Raw genomic sequence first — 21,234 nt, forward strand, 5'->3', positions numbered from 1 at the left:
CGTCCCTCTCACTCGCTTGTCCGGAGTGAGAGGGACGCTATCCCAGGCACCCCGGTCGGCGTGCTGCCGCCCCGGGGGTGCGCGTGGTACGGCCGTTCAGGAGTCGCCCGACCCGCCCATGGCCGGCACCTGGCGCAACGCCGCCGCAGGAGTGCCGAGTTGCTCGGCCGGGACCGGCCGAGCGCTGGTGGCCGACTACGAGGCTCAGGCTCAAACCAGTTCCGGTTGCGGTTCCGGCTGCTGCACCGGTGCGGCCTTCGGATCCCACAGCCTGGTGGTCCGGACGTAGCCGTAGATCACCGAGGCCGTCGCCAGAATGAGAAGTGGTCCGAACACCCACGGATGTCCGGCCATCTCCACCGACAGATAGCGATACGACACCAGGAGGGCGGCGAAGACGGCTGTACCGTAGGCGACCAGCTGGATTCCCGACCGGTCCCAGCCACGGTCGAGCGAGCGCAGTGCCGCCTCGATCGTGAGTGTGAACACCACGCCGGCAATGATGTCCGCGCCGTAGTGGTAGCCGAAGCCCAGCGTTGCGCCGAGCGTGGCAACCAGCCAGAACGCGCCCGCGAATTGCAGAATCCGTGGCCCCTTGCGGGAATGGATGAAGATCGCGGTAGCCCACGCCGTGTGCAGGCTGGGCATGCAGTTGCGCGGAGTGATCTCGTCGAATGTCATGTGGTGCGGGGTACCGATCGGCGGCGGCGTGTCCGGCCACAGGTTGGCCAACGCCCAGTGTCCGCCGTCGGCGCCGTAGGCGAAGATCGGTCCGACCACCGGGAAGATCATGTAGATGCCCGGCCCGAGCAGGCCGATGACCAGGAAGGTGCGCACCAGATGGTGGCCCGGGAAGCGACGCTCGACCGCCACCTTGCGTAGCTGGTACACCGCGACGGCGACCGCGGCCACCGGAAGCTGTGTGTAGATGGCGTCGAGGAAACGGGCGCCGATCGGGCCGGTGGCCGTGACGATCTGGCCCACCAGCCACGACGGGTCGCCCAGCGCATGATCTGCGGTTGCCACGTACTGGTCGAGCACGGTCGGGCGGGCCTTCGACGTGATGAGCAGCCAGGCATCGCCCGTCTTGCGGCCGGTCACCAGCAGCAGGCCCAGCCCGACTCCCTTCAGCAGCAGGACACGCTCCTGGCCCGTGCGGCGCGTGACTGCGATGACCGCACAGCCCAGAATCACCCACAGTGCGCCGTTGCCGAAGGGATGGCCTTCGGTCACCTTGGTGTCCGTCGCCCACCGCACCAGCAAGAAGATGAGGTCGATGCCGATCGCGGCACCGGCGGCGACGAGCCGTTGCTTCCAGGTGAGCACCACCATCATCAACGCCATGCTGGCGTACAACAGGAAGCCCGATTTGGGGGCGATGATCACCTCTTGCGCCTGGGTGACGATCGGCCCCGGCATGCCGTAGTGGCGCGCGGCTATTTCCAGTGCGATGAGGAATCCGAGGGTTACCACCGCCGCTGTGGCCCACAGTATCGCCCGTGGTCGACGCCACGCGGCGATCGCTATTCTGTCGTCTTTTCGCGAAAACACCCGCGATGCTCTAGGTATCAATTGTTTGGCCGATTTGTTAGATGTTGGCTGGATGGTTCACTCTTCGTGCCGGATGACGTGGATCTCCGGTGAAGGGCGGGCGATGAAAGCGCTCGTCGTGAGCTCGAACATGCTATCGGAGTGGTGTGGGCGGGTTCGCTGGTCACGGGTGGTGCGAAAGCCGGTCGGCTCTGGCTCGACGACTCGGCGTTCCGTGGGGGCATGGAACTCTCGAACGCCCGGCGGGCAGCGAGGGCGATACGGGTCGCCCAGTGGCTCCGATGCGTGCGAAAAAGGTCGTGAACGGGCGTACTCGACCGGGGAGTTGGTATCCCGCCGGTGCGCGGGGGGAGGGATCACCCCGCACAGGAGAGAGGGTGCGACCGGGGCGCACTGTCCGCGGCGGAAACGAGCCGGTCCTTTCGGCTGGCGGCCGGACCGGATGCGCCGGCCGACGCCACGCGAGAATCAGCTCTCCGCCCCGTCCTGCTCCGCTTTGCCGGGTGCGTCGCGACGCCTCCAGTGACCCGCGATTCCGCCCGTGGGGTGACATCCTGCGCATGTCGGCCCGGGAGTCCGGAACGACGCGGCCCCTCCTGATACCAGCAGGGAATGCCCGAGCCCTCGCATCCGCAGCCCGACAACACGGACCCCGGCGCACCGCCCGAAGAACGACGACACCGGATCCGCACCGCGTCACGCCGGGCGCTGCGCGGCATGACCGGCCCCGCGGCCCGGAACCCGGACGTGCGACAGACGCCGCCCGGCTCGCGGTACACGTCACGCGTGAACCCCACGCTCCGGACGGCCGCCGCCTACGCCTGGCGGATCCTCGTGGTGGGTGCCGTCGTATACGCGGTCTTCTCGGCGCTGGGGTGGTTTCACGAGGTGGCGGCAGCCGTCTTCCTCGGCCTGGTCGTGACGGCGGTGCTGCGCCCGATCACGGATCTCCTGGCCCGTCCGATGCCGCGGGCGCTCGCCGTCACCGTGGCACTGCTCGGCAGCATCGTCCTCGTCCTCGGCGTCCTGACGCTCGTCGGCGAGGCGGTCGCCGGAGAACGCGCCGGGCTGGAACGGGAGTTCAGCGACGGTCTGGGCAGGATCGAACACTGGCTGGAGGGGCCGCCGTTCCGGCTGAATCCGAGGACGCTCGACGACCTCCAGTCCCGGATCGGGCAGTACCTGTCGAGCAATCGCTCCGCCCTCATCAGCACGGCCGTCAGCGGTGTGGGCCGACTGGTCGAGGTGGTGACGGTATTCGTCCTGGCGTTGTTCTGCTCGGTCTTCTTCCTTCACTCGGGCGACCGGCAGTGGGACTGGTTCTGCGATCAGCTCCCTCGGACGGCGCGGGCCCGGGTGGTGATCGCGGGCCGGGCGGCCTGGCGTACGTTCACCGGATACACCCACGGCATCATCCTGGTGGCAGGGACCAACGCCGTACTTGTGGGACTGGCCCTCTTCGCACTCGGAGTGCCACTGGCTCTGCCGCTGGCGCTGCTGGAATTCTTCGCCGCCTTCATTCCGTTGATCGGCTCGCCGATCGCCCTCGCGGTCGCGGCCGTGGTGGCTCTTGCGGCGAAGGGCCCGATCGTGGCGGCCGTCGTCCTCGTCCTGATCGTGGTCATCGGCCAGATCGAGGGCCACCTGCTGCACCCGCTCGTGATGAGCTGGGCCGTCCGCCTGCACCCGATCGTGGTCGCACTGTCGGTGATCGGCGGCGCCATCGCGGCGGGAGTACTGGGAGCGGTGGTGGCAGTACCACTCGTCTCAGTCCTCTGGTCGGTCCGTCAGGCGCTGCGCCCGGCGGACGAGTCCACACCCGCGAAGAGGTGAGCCGTGCACACCGGGAAGGGTGCGCCGAGGCGGAAGCGAGGCACCGGCCTCCTCGGCCGGCCCGCCCCCGCGCGTGGGGACGGAAGCCGAACCGCTCGTGCGTGCGCTGCCGTAAGGCCGTTGCCACCGCCCTTCACGGAGGCCCGCGCCGGCCCTCGGGGCAGAAGCAGGCCTTCGCCCCGCTCCACGGCAACGTGCCGTGGAGCGGGCACACCGGCTCGCGTCAGCGGGGTGTCAGGTGCTGCCTCCTCACGACCAGGCCCTTCGGCGCCTCGACGTGCGCCGTACCGTCGGCATCGACGGAGATGTCCAGCCGCCCGCCCGCGATGTCGAGCCCCTCGGCCTTCAGCGGACGGTATGCCTCCGCGAACCCGGGCGCGACCGTGAGAGTTCCGCCGGGGACATCGGGGAAGAGCCCCAGCACCGACTGGAGGATCATCACCGACGAGGCCGCCGCCCAGGCCTGCGGGCGGCACGACGCGGGATAGGGCGAGGGCTGGGCGTCGGTCACCGCTCCATGGCCGGCGAACAGTTCGGGAAGCCTGCCGTCGAAGGCCGAGGACGCGCTCAGCAGCCCCTCGGACAGGGACGCGGCCGCTTCCGGGAACCCGGCCCTGACCAGGCCGTTCACGGCGATGGCCGTGTCATGCGGCCAGATGGAACCGATGTGGTAGCCGTACGGGTTGTAGGCCACGGAGTCGCTGCTCAGAGTCCGCAGACCATGGCCCGAATCGAGGTCGGGCGCGCTGAGCCTGGCGGCCAGCAGGGCGCTCTCCTCGTGGTCGAGCAGGCCCGTGCCCAGCAGGTGGCCGAAGCCCGAGGTGACCGAGTCCACCGGCTTCTTGTCACCGTCGAGCGCCACGGCCGGGTACGGTCCCCGCTCGTCCTCCACCCAGAAGTGGCTGCGGAAACGGTCGCGGAGCCGCTCGGCCCATTCCTCCCACCGGTCGGCGCCGGGGCGGCCGAAGGCGCGCAGCAGGTCCGCGCCGCCCCGGGCCGCCTCGTACGCGTACGCCTGGACCTCGCAGAGCGCGATCGGGGAAGCCGCGATGCGTCCGTCGCCGTACCGGATGGAGTCGCCCGAGTCCTTCCAGCCCTGGTTGGCCAGGCCCCGGCCGGTGTGGTCGATGTACTTCAGGAACCCGTCCCCGTCCGCGTCGCCGTGGTCGCGCATCCAGGCAAGGGCGGACTCCGCGTGCGGCAGGAGCTGTTCGACCTGTTCGGGCGCGAGGCCCCAGCGCCAGGAGTCGTGCAGCAGGGTGATCCAGAGCGGGGTGGCGTCGACCGTGCCGTAGTAGCAGGGCGGCAGGGAGAAGTTCTCGTTGAAATTCTGGGTGGCGCGGCGCACTTCGTGCAGGATCTTGCCCGGCTGCTCCTCGGTGGCCCGGTCGGACTTCGTGCCCTGCCTGCGGGCCAGGGTGCGCAGCGTACCGGCGGCGAGGTCGGTGCCCAGGGGCAGCAGCATGCGGGCCGCCCAGAGGGAGTCGCGGCCGAAGAGAGTGAGGAACCACGGGGCCCCGGCGGCCAGGAACTGGTCGGTGGGGTTCTCCGGATCGGTGAGACGCAGCCGGTCGAGGTCGGCCGCGGACTGGCTCAGCCAGTGGTCGAAGCGCCGGTCCGCGCTGCGCAGTCGCGGCGTGCGCCAGGGCAGGCTGTCCGCAGGGGGCGCGGGGAACTGATCGCCGTCCTCATGTGCCGCGTCGCAGTGCAGTACGGCGGTCCAGGCGGCTCCGGGGGCGAGTTCGATCTCGTACTCCAGCCGTCCGGCGGCCGGGTCGACGGCCGCGGGCTCCGGGGAGCCGGTGAGACGTACGGCGAAGGTGTCCTGCGACCAGCGGAGTCCGTTCTCGGCGGAAGCGGCGGTGACCGGGCGCTGGGCATGTCCGGACTTGACGCGCTCGATCGGGGCGAGGTCCGTCCCGGCGGTGACGATCAGCCGCACACGGACGTGCTGCCGCCCGGCGTTGGAGACTTCGAGGGTCTCCTCCAGGCGCCCGGGGGCGACGCGGCGGCGCCGGTGCAGGGTGACTGCCGGGTCCGGCGTGTCCTCGCCGAGGCCGCGCAGCACACTGCGGAAGGCCGCCCGGTCCGCGCCCTCCAGCCCTCCGCTCACCGGGGCGAGCACGATGTGGTCCGTCGCTACGGTCAGCCGGGCGAGTGCTCTGCTGTCGCCGTGGTAGAAGCCGTCGGCGGCACCGTCGATCTGACCGTCCGCACGCGAGATCACGAAGCTCGGCGCGTACAGCGTCACACAGGCGTCATGCAGGAATGGCTGGAGTCCTTCGGCCGACGGGCCTGCCCCCGTCTCGGAGTTTGTTATGTCGTGGGCCTTGACAGTTGTGTCCAACAGAGCAGAACCTCTCAGGCATTGGAGCGTTCCAAGAACCCTAACGACGACCTCAGGGCGTTGACAACGGTTTTGGAACGCTCCAATGAACTCGTCCATTCGCACAACCGGTTCCGGAGACCCTCATGCCACGCTCCTCCAACACCCCCGCGACCAAGGCCGCCTCGGTAACCCTGGCCACGGTCGCGCAGCGGGCCGGAGTGTCTCCGCAGACGGTGTCGAACGCGCTCAACTCGCCCGAACTGCTGCGTCCGGAGACCCTGGACCGCGTCCTGCGCACCATCGACGAGCTGGGCTACCGCCCGCATCGAGCGGCGCAGACCCTGCGCACCCGCTCCAGCAAGCTCATCGGCTACGGCATACGTCCCACCGCCCCGGGCACCTCGGCCCCGGTCATGGACCGGTTCCTGCACGCGCTGTCCCAGACCGCCGACGAGGCCGGCTATCGGATCCTGCTCTTCGCCGCACCCCCCGGCAGTGCGGGTCTCGACGGATACGAGGAACTCCTCGACCTCCACAGCGTGGACGGTTTCGTACTGAGCGGCACCGACCGGGGCGACCAGCGCCAGGCCTGGCTGGAGAAGCGCGGTGTGCCGTTCGTGGCCTTCGGCCGGATGTGGTCCGGTCGGCAGATCGGCGACTGGGTCGACGTCGACGGCGCCTCGGGCACGGACGCCGCGGTCGAGCATCTGGTCGGTCTGGGGCATCGCAGGATTGCGTTCCTCGGCTGGCCGCGCGGCTCCGGGGTCGGCGACGACCGCGCCGCGGGCTGGCAGCGCGCCATGCGACGGCACGGCCTACCGGTGCGCGGCAGGCGGGCACAGAGCGTCGATGACATCGCTTCGGCCCAGGCCGCTGTCGGACCGCTGCTGGACGCGGGGGCGACGGCCGTGATCGCCGCCAGCGACATGCTCGCGCTGGGCTGCTATCACGCCCTGCGCGAGCGACGGGTCGTGCCGGGCGCCGACATCGCCGTCGTCGGCTTCGACGACGACCCCCTGGCGGCGCTCCTGTCTCCCGGACTCTCCACCGTCGCCCAGCCGCTGGAGGCCGTCGGCCGCGAATGCGTCCGGCTACTGCTGGCCCGGATGTCGCAGGTCGGCGCTCCGCCCGAACGCGTCCTGCTCGAACCGTCCCTCGTCGTGCGTGACAGCACGTCCGCGTCGGACGACTGAACCACCACCCCCTCGCCCGTTCCACGGGCCACCGATTCACAGCGCGCCCTCTCCGGGCAGCTGAGCCGCAAGCCTCACCCCCTCATGGAGGAACTCATGGGAACCCGTACGGCCGTCGTCGCGCTCGCCACCTGCGCGGCGCTCCTGACCGCCACCGGCTGCTCGTCCAGCTTCGGCAGCGACAAGGAGCCGGAGCAGGACAAGGCCGCCAAGCAGAATCTGACGGTACTGATCGCCACCTCGGGGGACGCCGAGACCCAGGCGGTCACGGCTGCCGCCGCCGCGTACGCGAAGGAGTCGGGGAACTCCGTCTCCGTCGAGGTCGCCAAGGACATGAACCAGCAGCTTGCCCAGTCCTTCGCCGGGCACAAGCCGCCGGACGTCTTCTACGTCAACTCCGACCAGTTCGCGAACTACGCGAAGGGCGGCTCGCTGTACCCGTACGGGGACCGGATATCCGACGCCGACGACTTCTCCCAGCAGTTGCGGACCTCGTTCTCGTACGACGGGAAGCTGGTCTGTCTGCCGAAGGACACCTCCACCCTCGGTCTGGCCATCAACACCGACCTGTGGCAGAAGGCCGGGCTGACGGAGAAGGACTATCCCAAGAGCTGGGAGGAGCTGAGGACCGTCGCGGGCAAGCTCACCAAGAACGGCGTCACCGGCCTGGTCACCAGCGACGAGTACCAGCGGCTCGGCGTCTTCATGAAGCAGGCGGGCGGCTGGCTCACCGACCCGGACCAGAAGAAGATGACCGCCGACACCGCGGAGAACGCCAAGGGGCTCGAGTTCGTCCAGTCCCTGCTCAAGTCGGGCTCGATGAAGTTCGCCAAGCAGGTGGACACCAGCTGGGGCGGTGAGGCGCTCGGCAAGGGCAAGGCCGCGATGACCATCGAGGGCAACTGGCTCGAAGGCGGCATGAAGCTCGACTACCCCGATGTGAAGTACGCCGTCGCACCGCTGCCCGCGGGGCCGGCCGGCCAGGGCACCCTCGCCTTCAGTAACTGCTGGGGCGTTGCCGCCGACAGTGCGCACCGCGACGCGGGAGTCGACCTCGTGAAGTACCTGACCTCCGCGAAGCAGCAGCTGGACTTCGCCGACACGTTCGGAGTCATGCCGTCGCGGACGAGCGCGCTCAAGACGTACGCCGGGAAGCAGCCCGCCGCCAAGGCCTGGGTGGACGGCAGCGCCTACGCGCAGGGCCCGGTGACGATCGCCGGCTTCGACAAGGTCCTGAGCCAGTTCAACACCGATCTGCAGTCGCTGCGCACCGCCGACCCGAAGAAGATCCTCGCCGACCTTCAGCGCAACGGCGAACAGGCGATCGCGAAGGGCAACTGAGCCCCATGCCCTTCCGCACGATGCGCGTGAGCGGTGTCCCCCGTACGACCGGCTCGCCCGGCGCACCTGACAGCGCACCCGGCGAAACCGGCACGACCGCGCAGGCCCGCGCCCGGCGCGCGGGCCTGCGCGGGGAGGGCGCCTGGGGCTGGATGTTCGTCAGCCCCATGGTGCTCGTCCTCGGACTGTTCATGGTGCTTCCCATCCTGATGGCGCTGTGGGTGAGCCTGCTGCACTGGGACGGACAGTCCAACCCGTTCTCCGGCCAGGCCGATTTCGTCGGCCTGGACAACTACCGGTCGCTGCTCACACAGGACGGGCTCGATCGCACCCTCTTCGCCACGTCCCTGCGCAACAACCTCTACTACGTCCTGCTGACCGTCCCCCTGCAGACCGTGCTGGCACTGGGCCTGGCTCTGATCGTCAACCAGAAGATGCTGCGGGGGCGAGGTGCCTTCCGTACGACGTTCTTCTTCCCGTCGGTCACCAGCTCCATCGCCGTCTCCACGGTCTTCCTCTTCCTCTTCCAGGGCAGCGGAGCCGTCAACTCCATGCTGTCCTGGATCGGGGTCAAGGGACCGAACTGGTTCGCGGACCCGCGCGGGGTGCTCTCCCTGGTCCTGGGAGGTCTGGGAATCGTCGATCCCGAACGGCCCACCGGCCTGCTGGCAGATCACTCCACACTGGGGCTGTCGTGGTTCGAGTGGCTCTCGGGCCCCTCGGTCGCGATGTGCACGCTCATCCTGCTCGCCGTGTGGACGACCTCCGGCAGCTTCATGCTGATCTTCCTCGCGGCGCTCCAGAACATCCCGCGGGAACTGGAGGAGTCGGCGGCGATGGAAGGGGTCAACCGCCGTCAGATGCTGCGGTATGTGACGCTGCCGGCCCTGCGCCCCGTGCTGTTCCTGGTTCTGACGCTCGGGCTGATCTCCACCTGGCAGGTGTTCGACCAGGTGTACGTGATGGGCCAGGGCGCTCCGGGCAATACGACGCTCACGCCCGCCTTCCTGTCGTACTCGGCAGGCTTCGACAACGCGGACTTCGGGCAGGGCGCGGCGATCGCGTTCATCCTGCTAGCCCTGATCCTCGTCCTGACCGCGTTCCAGCGCTGGGCGCTGCGGGAGCGCGGCGCACGTACCAGGAGGAACCGATGACCGCTGCCGCTACGGCCGTACGCGAACGCGCCCGTCGCGCCCCGCTCGACCGGGGCCGTCCCGTCCTGAGCCGATTCCGCCTGCCGTGGCGGCTGGTGGGGTACACCGCGGTCCTCGGGCTGGGTCTGCTCTATCTGCTCCCGTTCGTCCTCCAGTTGGTGACGGGCTTCAAGACGGACCCGGACGCCGCCGCGCACCCGCTGGCCCTGCTGCCGACCACTCCGACCACGGCCGCGTACCAGCGGCTGTTCGGGCTGAGCCGGGCCGCGGACGGAGTGCCCTTCCTGCGCTGGCTGGGCAACTCCGCCCTGATCGCGGTGCTGGTGACGGCGGGCCGGGTGCTGTTCGACTCCATGGCGGGATACGCGCTGGCGCGGCTGCGTTTCCGGGGCCGTTCGGTGCTGTTCGGCTTCGTGCTCGCGGTGATGGCGGTGCCCGGCGTGGCTCTGCTCATCCCGAAGTTCCTGGTGCTGAACACCTTCGGTCTCTTCGACACGTACACCGGCATGATCCTGCCGCTGCTGGTGGACGCGGCGGGCATCTTCATCATGAAGCAGTTCTTCGAGTCGGTGCCGCGCGAGGTCGAGGAGGCGGCACGGGTCGACGGGGCGGGTGTGTTCCGGATTTTCTGGTCCGTCGTCCTGCCCATGGCCAGACCGGCGTTGATCACCCTGACGATCCTCTCGTTCCAGGGATCGTGGAACGAGTTCACCCACTTCCTCGTCAGCACGCAGTCCGGCCAGTACGAGACGCTCACCACGGGCCTGGCCCGCTTCGTCTCGGGCGGACTCGGCGGCGGAACGCAGTATCCGCTGAAACTCGCGGCGGCCCTGCTGTCCACCATCCCGGTGGCCGCTCTCTTCTTCTGCTTCCAGCGCTACTTCGTCAACGGCGCCAATGCGGGCGCGGTCAAGGAGTGAGCACCGGCCGACGGACCGCTCGGCGACATTCGTACCGGCAGGTCGCCGAGGCGGTGGCCGACCACCGGGTCGGCTTGCTCCGCAGCGGGCGGTTCGGGTGCCGGCCAACAGGAACGAACGGAGGAACACCGCACTTGGAGGGGATCCCTCACATGTCCCGGTGCGGATTGTGGCCGTACCGACACGCCAGGAGATTCTCATGCCGGCCGGATCGAGCAGGAAGCGTGAGCGCCAGTACGGACACATCAAGGAAAGTGCCGAACACCGCGGCTCACAGGGGCCCACGCGGGACCATCTGTACGAGGAGGCCAAGAAGAAGAACATCGAAGGCCGCTCGTCCATGAACAAGCAGGAACTGCGCCGAGCCCTCGGTCACCGAAGCTGGTGGACCTGCTTCGGTACACGACTGCCGACGTCGGGGCCGGGCAGGCAGCCCGCTCAAGTATTCAGCAACCGGTTGAAGAAAGACCGGTAGCGTTGCAGTGCGACACGCAGTTCCTCGGTCGGTACTTGCTCGCCTCGCTGCCACTGGCTTTCGAGCCCCTGCTTGTGGTCGGAGAAGGTCCTGGCAAGTGCCTGCATCACCTCCGCGACCAGGGTGTCCGCAGCACTGACCGCTTCCCGGGGATCATCGACGAAGTCACCCTGGATCCGCTGCCACCGGCTGCGGAACTCCTCCTGCTCCCTGCCGACGCCGAGAAGGGGCTCGTCCCCCTCACCCCCGTCTCTGCTTTCGGCGGTGGTGGCGGCGTCGTCGTCGGGCGCGGCGCCGGACGACGGTGCGTGCGGTGTCTCGTCCTCACCGCCTGGACCGTGGCCCGGGTCAGTCGTCGTGGCTTCCCCCGGAAAGGTCGGTGGAACTTCGGTCGGGGCCTCGCGGACCTCTGGCGCCGAGGCGCCCCCACCGCGTAGATCGTCAGTGGACAGGTTGCTTGCATCGGACCCGAGGGGGTCCCGGTGTCCCGTCGCCATGGCTCTTCCTCCATCCGATCCGGCGCCTTCGGCGGGTAGCGGCCCGGACCGGAGGCGCACCTGGGCGGTTCTTCCTCGCTACTCCTGCGGCCGCCCGCCATTGTGAAGCAGTTCGTCGAACAGAGCCCGGTAGTGGACCATCGCCCCCCGTAGCTCTTCCGTGGTCGCCTGGTGACGGCTGCTGCGGTCGCTGACCTCGTGGGCGGTGCGGTAGTTCTGCAGAGTGCGGCCGTGCTCGACCGACAGATCGCTGACCTGCTGCTCGTATCCCTTGGTCGGATAGCCGCGCTCGCTCATCAGCGCGGTCACGAGCCGGTCGGCTTCGTGCACTGCGTCGTCGGGATGGTCGACGAAACGATCCTGCGCCTGGCTCCAGCCCTGGGCGTACTTCTCCCGATCCGTCGCCGAGAGCGGTTTGATCTCCAGCGCGTCATGGCGCTGTTCCCGTTCCCTCAGTTCGTGTTCCGCGGCCGGCCGGCTCTGTTTCTCCTCCACGAGCCGCTCGTACTCCGGGCCGAACTGTTCCTTCAGGTGGCGTCTGCGCGCAACCCTCCATGCTACGAGTGCGCACACCAGCAAAACGACCACTATCGCAACGATGATCGCTATGAGGGTTCCGGTCGACATGGCTCCTCCGCTCGCCGATCACCGAGAAACGAAGAATTGCCAGAGACGTTCCTGCGGTCTTCCCTCCCCGGGTCTCGTCATTCATTTGTCACCGCCCCCGGCAGAATCCGCCGGTGGATGACGCCGAGTGGCCTTCGGGATCCGACGAAGGGTTGTCCTGTCGCTCTACCAGTAGTGCCTTCGACCGGCGACCGCGTGTCCCATCCCGCCCAGGATCCACAGAATCAGACCCACCACGGCGAGAATGATTCCGATCGTCCACAGGATCGAGATTCCGGTCACGAAACCGATGACAAGCAGGATGACTCCGAGAACGATCACGACATGCTCCGATCTCGTGTGCTCTTCTTTCACTGTGTCTCCCGTGAGCCGCTGCGGCAACTTTCGACGGTCCGAGGGTTTCGTGCCGGGCAGGAACACCGGGTCACCTCCGGCGCTCCTCCCTCGTAACCGTGCGAGCCATTCATCGCACCACACGGCTCATGCAAGCCCCACGCACGCGTTCGGCTGCGTCGGCAGTACAGACAGCGACGACGAAGCGGCCGGGAACAGTCACCATATCTGCACTGCGCCGTTGATCAGCATGCGCGCATGGCGACCGTTCACCGATGCGGTTCTACCTGCCGCCACTTCCCTGCCGTCCCCTCCGAGACCGCACCGGCCAGCGCCTTCGGGGTCAGCTCGGACGCCGGAAGCAGGCCCGATATCCTCTCGGGAGGATTCGCGATCCAGGTGTCGGCCAGAGAGTCGGCGCTGCCCGGCTCGTCCCACAGCCACCACTGCCTGTTGCCGCGTAGCAGGGTCCGGCCGTTCCCCACGGCGATCTGCGCCTGTGCTCCGTAGGCGCGACTCAGCATGCCGTAGGACGTGCCGTCGCCTCTCACCGTGACGCGCACGCTGGTCGTCACGCCATCGCTGTCCGCCACGGTGCCCGCGTAGGTGACACCTCGCCAGGTGCGCAGGCCGTCCGTGGCTTCCGACGCCATCTCCTGAGGCGTCCGGGCCTGCGGCCACACCAGATACGCCGTCAGAACCGCGCCGAGCAGCACCAACAGCGAAACCGCACTCCAGCGCCGCGTACGGGTAGACAGTGCCCGCGCGACACCGTTCCTGACTCCCCGAAAGCGGAACCGCGATGGCCGCTCGTCCACTGCGGCCGACGGTTCGGCGTCCTCCTCGCGACTCGCGTCCACTCCAACCCCCCGCGACTCAGAGCCACAACGCCGTCTCCCGCGAGACTTTCGCCGGCTGTCGAGTGCGTCACCGACTGCAAACGTACCCTCGCACCCTCAACTACTCACCAGATATGGGAAGTTGAACCACTATGTCCATTCGGTTCAGCCCGGTCGTCCAGGTCGGCTACGGCACCGGACACGGGCCGGACCAGCGCGCCCGCCGTTGCCTTCGAGGCCGCAGGCGCGGAGAATTGTCCAAGTGCCCCGGGCGAGCGAGGGACGACCGTCAGGCCGACAGGGGTACGCCGGGTCGTACACGATCGACCCGGGTGTGAGGGACGCCCCCTGTCTCTCGTCAGGGTGCCGTGCTTCGGGCCCCCGCCGGGGACGTGCTGTGCAGCAGCTCCAATCGGTGCTGGACGGCTTCGACTGCCCCGGGGCGTCGGCCAGGTACGTGGTGGCGCAACGAGACCAGGGGCGGGCCGAGTTCCAGGGCCCGCTGCGGGTCGCGAAGTTCCTGCCACTGGTGGTGGGCGCGGTCCACGGCGCCTTCCACGGCGGGGTCGTCCGGGGGCTGTTGCCGGGCGAGGCGGGCGTCGGCGGCCGCCATCCACAGCTCGCAGCTGCGCGCCGGATCGTCGGCCAGACGAGCGAGGTCGGCCCGGACCTCCAGCCAGTGGGTGGCCTGCGCGGAGCCCGCACCGTGGGTACGCAGTGCCCACCCCTCCCACATGGCTGCGAGCGACGCAGCTTCGCCGTGCCGCCCGGCGTGGGCGGCGGCAAGAATCGCAGGCAGCGGATCCTCCTTGGCCACCTCGGCGCTTTCCCACATCGGAGGGGGCGCTGTCGGACCAGGGACTGGGGCCTGATGCGGCTGGTTCGGGATCTGGACAGCGGACGCCGCGGGGGAGCGGACGGCTGTGTTGTCGATGGCCAGGAACAGCGCGTCGTGGGAGCCGGCCTGTGCGGCGACCTGTTCGTGGAGCTGGGCGAGCGGCGGGTTGATGCCACTGCGCCAGGTGGTGGCGAGGGCCTTCAGGTAGGCCGGTTCTGCGATTTGGCGGCGGCTCGGCGGCGGGGTGACTCGGCCGTACACGCGGATCCCATGGCCGAGAACGAGGCCCTCGTTGCGGAGCTTCTGCCAGGCGTCCGGGGTGGCGACCAGGTCGATGATGACGGTGGTGGTGCCCGGCCGTCGCAGTTCGAGTTCGCCGGCCAGCCAGTGCCAGGGCAGTGCGGTGTAGCGCAGGGTGGTCGGCGTGGTCCGGGCGAGTGCGAGGTGGATCAGGTGCTGTTTGTGGTCGAGGTGGAGTTGTCCAGTCATGTAGAGGGTGAGTGGACCGGGTGCGGCGGCTGCGGCGCGGATGCGGGTGAGGACGGTCTGGGGGTCGGTCGGGTCGGCGAGTTCCACGATGGTGGCCGCCGTCGTGCCGGTCAGGATGCTGGGCGCGACCGCCGCGAGCGTGGGCAGGACGCTGGTTGCGTCGATGAGACAGCCCTTGCCGGCCGGGGCTGCCGCGATCAGCAGCGCAGTCCCGGATGTCGTGTCCTCCCCGTTGATCATCACAACAGCACCGTAGCCGCTGCCCGGCATGCGAACGTAACCAGCCACCAACTCCAGCCCGATGACTGGGTGGGGACTGTCATGCGACTGCCCGGCTGTCAGCGTGTCTGTGGCTGGGAACAGCCGCCGCGATACTTCCCCGCCGCAAGGGGAAGACAGCCCCACTCCCGGCTTCGGTCGATCTCGGTTCGGATCGGCTCGCCTGCGAGGTGGATGGCCTCTGCCTCCTGCTGGACCGCCAGACGGAGACACTGCCGCCGGTCCTGGTGAGAGAAGAGAACGCGACCACCCTGCGGTACGACAAGGTCCCCGAGGTCCCCGAGGTCCCCGAGTTCGCCGACGAGCCGAGCGAACAGGTCGAGCGTGGCGCCCGACGTGCATGCGTCACCGTCACGGCTGTCGGCCCGTCACTTCGTTCGGAGCTGGCGTAGGCGTCGGACTCGCCTCCGTGCCCCGTGGCGGGTCGAGCAAGGTCAACCGTCGCGCCACTTACCGCGTACGGCTCGACCACTTGCTGGAACCGCTCAGCGTCCGAGGCGACGGTCGCACCGTCCACGAACCGCATCAACCAGAGGCTGTAACTCACAGGCCCACTCTTCCATTATCGGCTGCCACAACGGTGATGGCTTACTCCAGGCCCCACCCGAAACTCAGGCCACCCGGTTCACGGGGATCCTTCGCATCGCAGCCGTTGCCCTGCACGTGCGCGGCTGCGCGGGTTCGGTGGCTACTCCTTGTCGAGGTCGGGCTGTTCACCGACGGCCACGTGGTCCGGCCCGACCTGCCGCCCGACTCCCTTCTCGACCTCGTTGCCGACCTCCTGGTCGTTCGGATGCGAGGCGCTGTCCGGATTTCCGATCGGCGCGGGGAGCGGGACAGCGCCGGTCATCGTGTCGTCTTCGGACGAAGCGCGGTCGTCCAGGGCGATGGCGACCGGCTGGCCTGCCGCAGTGAGGCCGGACAGGCTGTTCCGAAGCCGTTCGTAGAGGGTGGCGGCCAGCTCCCGGTCGCCGTCGCCGTCGCTGGAGGCGTGCTCGACAGAATGCAGGCTGATCAGCAGGGCGATCAGGGAACGACCGGACAGCGCGGCACGGATGCGGTCGTGCCCTTGGTCGATCACCTGCGGCGGCACCCGGAAGTGCGGGTGACGCCCGGCATGAGCCGTGATGAACTCCCACATATCGCGATGACACAGCAGCATCGCGGAGGACACCCGGGCGGCCCGCCGCAGCAGCTCACTGTGCTCCTCGCCCACCTCCACGACAGCCGGCTCCCCGACATCAGCAGCTGATTGCAGCTTCTCCAGTCCGGCCCGCAGACCGTTCGCCTCCTCTCGGAGGGCAACAAGCCCGGCACGCGACTCCTTCCGGGCCGCGACCAGCTGCTCGCGCAGCTCAGTGGCCAACCCGTGCAGTTGCGCCCGCACATCGTCACGAACGGCGATCAACGCCGTGTCCCGCTCAGTAACCCAGTTCTCCAAGAGGGAGCCCAGGGGCGCGAGTTCTTCGGCCAGGACGTCACGGACCGCCTGCTGGACCTGTTCCACCGGCAGCGGGACAGTGTCTCTGCTGTCCCCGTCCCCGTCCCCGTCCTTGTCCCTGTTCCCGTCACCACCATCGCGCTGCACCGGGACCACGGCTTGCAGTGCCGTCTGCGGCGCTGCGCTGTGCCCCGCCGCCGATGCCGGGGCCGACGAGGTCGTTGCGCTGAGAGGCTGGGGGGTCTGAGCGGGCGGTACTTCGTGGGCGGCCGGGGCGTACGGGAGTTCCGGCTCAGGACCGGTGCCGCTGTCGGTGGGAAGCGGAGCCGGTCCGAGCGGGGTGAGGTCCTCGACTGCCTTCCGCACCTCGCGCATTTCGTTCCGCAACTCCGCAACGGCCTGGCGCACTTCTGAATTCAGCACCTCCCCGCCGACGCTGAGCCGGTCCCGGGCCTCGCGCAGGTTGACACGCATCCGGCCGAGCTCGTCGACCACCGTTTTCGTCGTACTCTGCTGGGCGGCCTGCCCGCTCGCTTCCAGCTTCTCGACGCCCTTGCCCAGGGCATCCCGAAGATCGGCCCCCGTGGTCATGACGGCGGTATGCAGCATCGTCAGCGTGCTGGTGAAGTCGGCGTCCTTGGGCCGTGGCATCTGCCCCCCATTGTTGCTTTCAGTAGTTGATCGAGTTCACTCCGTATGCTGCCCAAGCGGGCCGTGCCCTGCGCGCGATACGGATGAACCCACTCTCCGATCGGCACCATCCGGCCAAAAGTGCCGCAAAACAGCTGATCCGATGAACCTCGGGGCCCCGGAAGGGGCTACGGGTGCGGTGCGGTCCTGGTCGGCGCGACGGTAGAGGTGGAGCCGCGCGTCGGTCCTCCGGGCAGCTGGGTGGTCCCCGCGGACGGAAATGATCCTGCCCCGTGGACCGCGATCATGGGCAGTCAGTGCCGGCCGCCGCCCCGGCGATCCACGGAGAAGCGGGACGGGGGTGTGCCGAAGGCGCGGGTGAAGGCGGCGGTGAACGCCGCAGGAGAGGCGTAGCCGATACGGCCACTGACCTCGCTGACCGACCCGGTGCGGAGCAGCGGGACGGCCGCGAGCAGGCGGGCGCGGCCCCGCCAGACGGCTGGGCTGTCACCGGTCTCGGCGCGGAAACGCCGGGTGAAGGCCCGTTCGCTCATGACCGTCCTGGCGGCCCACGCGGCGTTGGTGGCGTCGGCGTCCGGGGCGGCAAGGTACTCGCGGCAGAGCACCGCGAGGTCGGCGGAGGCGGGAATCCCCACGTGGAACGGGAGCGGGGCACGCTCGGCGATCTCGTACAGGAGGAGCTCGGCGATGCTTCCCTCACGCCCGGACAGGCTGTAGTCGACCTCGAAATCGGCAGCGGCCAGGAGCAGCTCGCGCAGCAGCGGCGGAACGTCCACGACCGTGCAGGTGGCGGGCCACCAGGGGACGGCGCGCGGCTCGATGTACAGGCTCCGGGTGCTCACCTCCAGCATGTGGACCCGGTGCCGCGTAGTCGGCGGGATGAGTACGGCGCGCTCGGGCGGAACGGTCCAGGTCCCCTCGGCGGTATCGACGACCATGACCCCCGTGGCGCCGTGGAGGAACTGCGCGCGCCGGTGTTCGTGCCAGTCCAGCACGTGGCCGGGCGGGTAGTCGGTGCCGATCGGCAGGACAGCTCGGTCGACGTGGTCGACATCGGCCAGCGGGACGTTCTTCACTCGTCCATCGTAATGGCTGACACGCGAAGGAACTGTGCTGACCATCGCATGCGAGTAGATCGTCGGAGCTGATGGAGTGAGGTCATGGACTTCGTGATGTTGATCGGGGTCGGGCTCCTCACCGGGGTGACGACAGTGTTGTTCGGTTTCGGTGGAGGGTTCGTCGCCGTACCGGTCGTGGTTTGGGCGGACGCCGTACTCGGCGCGGACGCGATGCGGGTGGCGACGGCCACCTCGGCCCTGGTGATGGTGGTGAACGCAGGGTTCGCGACGGCCGTCACACCGCGACGGTTACTCCTCTCGCTCCGCGGCAGCGGCACGCTGCTTCTCCTGCTGGCGGTCGGCGCCTCGGCCGGCGCGCTCGCCACGCGCCTCGCTCCGGCCGTTCTGGCCCACTGGGCGTTCGTCGCGTACGTCGCTCTCACCATTGCCGACCTGCTCCTGCGCCCGGGATTCCTGCGCCCGAACACTCAGGTCGGGACGACATCCGACGCTCCGCATCCGCTGCCGGCCGCCCTTGGTGCACCGATCGGCGCGGTCGCCGCCTTCCTCGGCGTGGGCGGCAGTGTCATGACCGTCCCCGCGATGCGGCGGGCCGGGCACGCGATGCATGTGGCGACTGCGCTGGCCAACCCCCTCACCCTCGCCATCGCGTTGCCGGCCACCGCGGTGTCCCTGTGCGTGGCAGTGGTCCCCACCGCCGCGCACACGCAGGTGCATCTCGTGGGTCTCATCGACCTCCGCGCCGCCTCGGCGCTGCTCCTGGGGGCGCTGCCAGTGATCGCGGTGCTGCGCCGACGCCCGCCACGGATCCCCGACCGCACCCACGCCTGGGCTTACATCGGGCTGCTCCTCATGGTGACGGTCGCGATGCTGCTCGTGGTCTGACCGCGGTCGTTTCGCTGCGGATTGATGTGTGCGGGCGGCGGTACTTGTCGAAGTCGTAGCCACCGCTGGCTTGCACGCACCGGAGGCTGCCCAGGGGACATCGTTCGGATCATGCGCGCTACCCAGCCGGAGCGGCTCGCTCTGCTGCTGTCGGATCGGCCAGAGAAGTGCGGGGGATTGGTGGGGGTTGGCGGCGGGTGTGCGACGGCAGGCGAGGGCGATACGGGTGACGGTGCCGTCGTTGAGGCGTACGAGGTGGTGGACGGATACGTGCGCGCGGCCCCGGCCACGGCCGCTGAACAGGCCGCACCGGTCGACGAGTTCGAAGAGGGACACCGTGAGCTGGTGGGCGACGCGGGGTCGGGAGCCGGGCAGGACGTCGACGGTTGCGTGGTGAACACGGGCGTCGGCCGTTTCCTGGTTGCCAGCTCTGTCGCGGAGAGCGGCGGAAGTCAGGCCGCGGCGTCCGTGTCGGCGGTGCATGCGGTGTGGCCCAGATCGTTGTCCAGTGCATCCGTGGCCTGGGCCGGGACGGACGCCACGATCGAGCACATGGAGGTCCGTCTCCCCTCAGTGCTCAAGAAGGCTGCCAGCTGCTCCCTCTGGTCCTACTCGACTGGAGTCGTGAGGAATGTGTGCATCTCGGCAGCGAGATTTCGCATGTCTTCGCCCGCCGCGTGCACCGTGGTGGTCTCGAAGTGCCACTCCTCAGCGGGCGGACGGTCGTGAATTCCCCAGGTCAGGTGCGTGTATCCGCTGGAGCGGTGCTCTGCCGAGAGAGTCAGGTCATGTTCCAGGGAGCGCCAAGTGCGGCTGCCTTCCCAGCCTCGGAAGTCCTCGGCCAAGGTGGCGAGGAAGGCGTCGAGACCGTCGCCGTGCAAGGTTCTCACTGAAGTCTCGATGCTCACCCATTCCCCGCTGGCTCTCACCAGGAAGTCGAGCGTCGGGTCATCGCCATACGGCCTTGACGGTTCAGAGAACAACAGGTGGACCGGCTGTGGCCCGGGACGTCCCACACGTACGACAGGTCCGTCTGATGTTTCGTACTCGATCACCGAAGCAGGCTAGTGCCACATCGAGCAGCGATTGCCCGCTCCGTGGGGGACAAATGACGTGCTGGGCAAAGCGGTTGCCGCGTAACCTGCCTGGTTGTGGATATGGGACGTGCTGATCAACAGCTTCGCCTGATTGCCGAGGCCGTGGAGGTTGCCGAAACTCTTGGGGTGACGGTGTGGCTTCGCGGTGGATGGGCCATGGACTTCTTCCTCGGCGAGATCACGCGGGACCATGGGGACATCGACTGGTTCGTTTGGGCGGACGATGCCGGGTGCCCTGGCGGGAGGCTTGCTGCGGCACGGTTATCAACCGGTGCCAGGGCCGTCGCCTGATCTGCAGCTCGATTTCGCCAAGGACGGACTGGAGAAGAGCTTTACGCTCCTGGGCCGGGATGCGGCCGACCGCGTGGTGGTCGCCGGGGGCCCCTGGGCCGGTGCGCCCTGGCCCGAGGGAATGCTCGATGCCGGGCCGGGCCGCATCGGTGGTCTGCAGTGTGCGATCGTCAGTCCGCAGGCCCAGATCGAGATCAAGCGGATGATGCCCATCTGGGATCCCTCCCGGCCTCGGCGGACCAAGGACGCCGAGGACATCGCGCGGCTGGAGGCGGCCCTCCGCGTACGGGGCAAGCGGTCTGAGTGACGTTTCGTGGGCATCGGTCGTCCCTCACTGTGGGGCAGTGGCAGAGCGTCCACGAGTGTGCGAGACCAGACGACGGCGAGGGACGGCTGCTGCTGCCATCATCGGCAAGGGCGCCCGGTCGGTGGTGACCTGGCGACGGGCCCAGATGGTGCTGCTGCGCTACTTCAGCCTGCGCTACTTCAGCCTGGACGGCATGGACCACGCCGACCACAAAGAGCAGGGAAGCATGAGCCGCCATTACCTCATCTGGCGACGCCACACAGGCTTGGTGACTTCTGGCGTTGGTTCCGGCGTCGATGGAACAGTCTTCGAGCGGGGCCACGCTCCTGGCGGCGACTGAGTGGCGCGCCGTGCTCATTCGTCCCGGCCTCACCACCGCTCACCTCAACCACACTCCCGAGTACGTGCGCAGGCGGTTGTATGCGTTGCCGCCGAGTTCGGCTCGGCAGCAACACGGCGCTCGACGTTCAGTCCTGGACCTCAATCGGGGCAGTGAACGAGATCCAGGTATCGGGCGGCAGGTCTGGGCGACCCGGTACCGGTCTGCGTTCCTCAGTCCATGCCTCGCCAGCGAACTCGGTAGCAACCCGGCGCCAGAATCCGACTGCGGCGATGTTGCCCTCCTGGAAGGCGACCTCCCACGGCCCCGGGTACTGCGCCGCGACGTGCCGAACGGCACACAGCCCGATCCGGGACTGTAAAACGATCGGTGTAACTCCTGATCAAGGAAGATGCATCGATGACCAGTGAGAACGTGACCGAGGCCGAGTCCGTCGAGCCGTCCG

20 protein-coding genes and 2 pseudogenes are annotated in these 21,234 nt (G+C 68.7%); 11 read left to right on the plus strand and 11 right to left on the minus strand.

The genetic code is table 11. The features are described from left to right. Window positions 1-210 precede the first annotated feature (210 nt). Window positions 211-1,473 carry a phosphatase PAP2 family protein gene (locus ACFVX4_RS28020; protein ID WP_389982014.1) on the minus strand — a complete coding sequence of 421 codons (1,263 nt, stop codon included), beginning with the start codon at window positions 1,471-1,473 and terminating at the stop codon, window positions 211-213. A gap of 795 nt (window positions 1,474-2,268) precedes the next feature. Here ACFVX4_RS28020 and ACFVX4_RS28025 point away from each other — a divergent pair. Then, a complete protein-coding gene (locus ACFVX4_RS28025) occupies window positions 2,269-3,384 on the plus strand; it encodes an AI-2E family transporter (RefSeq protein WP_389982016.1) in 1,116 nt (371 codons plus the stop codon). A gap of 223 nt (window positions 3,385-3,607) precedes the next feature. Here ACFVX4_RS28025 and ACFVX4_RS28030 read toward each other — a convergent pair whose 3' ends face one another. Continuing rightward, the gene (locus ACFVX4_RS28030) at window positions 3,608-5,731 is read right to left on the minus strand and encodes a glycogen debranching N-terminal domain-containing protein (RefSeq protein ID WP_389981979.1); all 2,124 of its coding nucleotides are present in this window, start codon (window positions 5,729-5,731) and stop codon (window positions 3,608-3,610) included. 125 nt (window positions 5,732-5,856) lie between these two features. On the opposite strand from ACFVX4_RS28030, the gene ACFVX4_RS28035 reads away from it, so the two are divergent. From ACFVX4_RS28035 to ACFVX4_RS28055, 5 genes and pseudogenes are all read left to right on the plus strand, one after another. Then, a complete protein-coding gene (locus ACFVX4_RS28035) occupies window positions 5,857-6,906 on the plus strand; it encodes a LacI family DNA-binding transcriptional regulator (RefSeq protein ID WP_389981981.1) in 1,050 nt (349 codons plus the stop codon). A gap of 96 nt (window positions 6,907-7,002) precedes the next feature. After that, complete coding sequence (locus ACFVX4_RS28040; RefSeq protein ID WP_389981983.1) at window positions 7,003-8,247, plus strand: extracellular solute-binding protein; 1,245 nt, start codon at window positions 7,003-7,005, stop codon at window positions 8,245-8,247. A 5-nt stretch (window positions 8,248-8,252) separates the two neighbouring features. Then, window positions 8,253-9,401, plus strand: a complete 1,149-nt coding sequence (locus ACFVX4_RS28045; RefSeq protein WP_389981985.1) for a carbohydrate ABC transporter permease — start codon at window positions 8,253-8,255, stop codon at window positions 9,399-9,401. Then, window positions 9,398-10,321 carry a carbohydrate ABC transporter permease gene (locus ACFVX4_RS28050; protein WP_389981987.1) on the plus strand — a complete coding sequence of 308 codons (924 nt, stop codon included), beginning with the start codon at window positions 9,398-9,400 and terminating at the stop codon, window positions 10,319-10,321. Before ACFVX4_RS28045 ends, ACFVX4_RS28050 begins: the two co-directional genes overlap by 4 nt. Window positions 10,322-10,520: 199 nt before the next feature. Then, window positions 10,521-10,694: pseudogene (locus ACFVX4_RS28055) on the plus strand (plasmid stabilization protein); the annotation flags it as partial. 65 nt (window positions 10,695-10,759) lie between these two features. On the opposite strand, the gene ACFVX4_RS28060 reads toward ACFVX4_RS28055, so the two are convergent. The 5 genes from ACFVX4_RS28060 to ACFVX4_RS28080 form a co-directional block, all read right to left on the minus strand. After that, on the minus strand, window positions 10,760-11,293 hold the full coding sequence (locus ACFVX4_RS28060) for a hypothetical protein (RefSeq protein ID WP_389981989.1): 534 nt from the start codon (window positions 11,291-11,293) through the stop codon (window positions 10,760-10,762). 78 nt (window positions 11,294-11,371) lie between these two features. Beyond that, complete coding sequence (locus ACFVX4_RS28065; protein WP_389981991.1) at window positions 11,372-11,920, minus strand: hypothetical protein; 549 nt, start codon at window positions 11,918-11,920, stop codon at window positions 11,372-11,374. A gap of 165 nt (window positions 11,921-12,085) precedes the next feature. Then, on the minus strand, window positions 12,086-12,241 hold the full coding sequence (locus ACFVX4_RS28070) for a DUF6131 family protein (protein ID WP_385327443.1): 156 nt from the start codon (window positions 12,239-12,241) through the stop codon (window positions 12,086-12,088). Between the two features lie 281 nt (window positions 12,242-12,522). Next, window positions 12,523-12,972: a hypothetical protein gene (locus tag ACFVX4_RS28075; protein ID WP_389981993.1), complete on the minus strand. Its 450-nt coding sequence runs from the start codon at window positions 12,970-12,972 to the stop codon at window positions 12,523-12,525. A 478-nt stretch (window positions 12,973-13,450) separates the two neighbouring features. Further along, window positions 13,451-14,659, minus strand: coding sequence for a hypothetical protein (locus ACFVX4_RS28080; protein ID WP_389982018.1), 1,209 nt, complete (start codon window positions 14,657-14,659; stop codon window positions 13,451-13,453). Between the two features lie 209 nt (window positions 14,660-14,868). Between ACFVX4_RS28080 and ACFVX4_RS28085 the strand changes: the two genes are divergently transcribed. Beyond that, complete coding sequence (locus ACFVX4_RS28085) at window positions 14,869-15,090, plus strand: hypothetical protein (protein WP_389981995.1); 222 nt, start codon at window positions 14,869-14,871, stop codon at window positions 15,088-15,090. 296 nt (window positions 15,091-15,386) lie between these two features. Here ACFVX4_RS28085 and ACFVX4_RS28090 read toward each other — a convergent pair whose 3' ends face one another. Then, complete coding sequence (locus tag ACFVX4_RS28090; protein WP_389981997.1) at window positions 15,387-16,790, minus strand: hypothetical protein; 1,404 nt, start codon at window positions 16,788-16,790, stop codon at window positions 15,387-15,389. Between the two features lie 293 nt (window positions 16,791-17,083). Continuing rightward, a complete protein-coding gene (locus ACFVX4_RS28095; RefSeq protein ID WP_389981999.1) occupies window positions 17,084-17,866 on the minus strand; it encodes a helix-turn-helix domain-containing protein in 783 nt (260 codons plus the stop codon). Window positions 17,867-17,950: 84 nt separating this feature from the next. Here ACFVX4_RS28095 and ACFVX4_RS28100 point away from each other — a divergent pair, with 84 nt between their 5' ends. After that, a complete protein-coding gene (locus tag ACFVX4_RS28100; protein ID WP_389982001.1) occupies window positions 17,951-18,754 on the plus strand; it encodes a sulfite exporter TauE/SafE family protein in 804 nt (267 codons plus the stop codon). A gap of 608 nt (window positions 18,755-19,362) precedes the next feature. Here ACFVX4_RS28100 and ACFVX4_RS28105 read toward each other — a convergent pair. After that, window positions 19,363-19,809, minus strand: a complete 447-nt coding sequence (locus ACFVX4_RS28105; RefSeq protein ID WP_389982002.1) for a DUF6228 family protein — start codon at window positions 19,807-19,809, stop codon at window positions 19,363-19,365. A 102-nt stretch (window positions 19,810-19,911) separates the two neighbouring features. On the opposite strand from ACFVX4_RS28105, the gene ACFVX4_RS28110 reads away from it, so the two are divergent. Genes ACFVX4_RS28110 through ACFVX4_RS28120 form a run of 3 tightly spaced genes read left to right on the plus strand, consistent with a single transcriptional unit; the run spans window position 19,912 to window position 20,789 of the window. Further along, complete coding sequence (locus ACFVX4_RS28110; RefSeq protein WP_389982021.1) at window positions 19,912-20,142, plus strand: nucleotidyltransferase domain-containing protein; 231 nt, start codon at window positions 19,912-19,914, stop codon at window positions 20,140-20,142. After that, the gene (locus tag ACFVX4_RS28115) at window positions 20,099-20,449 is read left to right on the plus strand and encodes a hypothetical protein (RefSeq protein ID WP_389982027.1); all 351 of its coding nucleotides are present in this window, start codon (window positions 20,099-20,101) and stop codon (window positions 20,447-20,449) included. The genes ACFVX4_RS28110 and ACFVX4_RS28115 overlap by 44 nt, the downstream gene beginning before the upstream one ends. Window positions 20,450-20,504: 55 nt before the next feature. Continuing rightward, window positions 20,505-20,789 (plus strand): hypothetical protein, encoded by a 285-nt coding sequence (locus ACFVX4_RS28120; protein WP_389982004.1) that lies wholly within the window; start codon window positions 20,505-20,507, stop codon window positions 20,787-20,789. Window positions 20,790-20,916: 127 nt separating this feature from the next. On the opposite strand, the pseudogene ACFVX4_RS28125 reads toward ACFVX4_RS28120, so the two are convergent. Next, window positions 20,917-21,108: pseudogene (locus ACFVX4_RS28125) on the minus strand (GNAT family N-acetyltransferase); the annotation flags it as partial. Window positions 21,109-21,234: the final 126 nt, after the last annotated feature.

This window comes from Streptomyces sp. NPDC058240, from assembly GCF_042882135.1.
Taxonomy (GTDB): Bacteria; Actinomycetota; Actinomycetes; order Streptomycetales; family Streptomycetaceae; genus Streptomyces.

Excerpts from the sequence above, each read along its gene's own strand:
- ACFVX4_RS28090 (WP_389981997.1), bottom strand. The coding sequence starts at position 16,790 with ATGCCACGGCCCAAGGACGCCGACTTCACCAGCACGCTGACGATGCTG.
- ACFVX4_RS28040 (WP_389981983.1), top strand. The coding sequence starts at position 7,003 with ATGGGAACCCGTACGGCCGTCGTCGCGCTCGCCACCTGCGCGGCGCTC.
- ACFVX4_RS28035 (WP_389981981.1), top strand. The coding sequence starts at position 5,857 with ATGCCACGCTCCTCCAACACCCCCGCGACCAAGGCCGCCTCGGTAACC.
- ACFVX4_RS28065 (WP_389981991.1), bottom strand. The coding sequence starts at position 11,920 with ATGTCGACCGGAACCCTCATAGCGATCATCGTTGCGATAGTGGTCGTT.
- ACFVX4_RS28110 (WP_389982021.1), top strand. The coding sequence starts at position 19,912 with ATGGGACGTGCTGATCAACAGCTTCGCCTGATTGCCGAGGCCGTGGAG.
- ACFVX4_RS28060 (WP_389981989.1), bottom strand. The coding sequence starts at position 11,293 with ATGGCGACGGGACACCGGGACCCCCTCGGGTCCGATGCAAGCAACCTG.
- ACFVX4_RS28080 (WP_389982018.1), bottom strand. The coding sequence starts at position 14,659 with ATGATCAACGGGGAGGACACGACATCCGGGACTGCGCTGCTGATCGCG.
- ACFVX4_RS28100 (WP_389982001.1), top strand. The coding sequence starts at position 17,951 with ATGGACTTCGTGATGTTGATCGGGGTCGGGCTCCTCACCGGGGTGACG.
- ACFVX4_RS28045 (WP_389981985.1), top strand. The coding sequence starts at position 8,253 with ATGCCCTTCCGCACGATGCGCGTGAGCGGTGTCCCCCGTACGACCGGC.
- ACFVX4_RS28050 (WP_389981987.1), top strand. The coding sequence starts at position 9,398 with ATGACCGCTGCCGCTACGGCCGTACGCGAACGCGCCCGTCGCGCCCCG.
- ACFVX4_RS28025 (WP_389982016.1), top strand. The coding sequence starts at position 2,269 with ATGACCGGCCCCGCGGCCCGGAACCCGGACGTGCGACAGACGCCGCCC.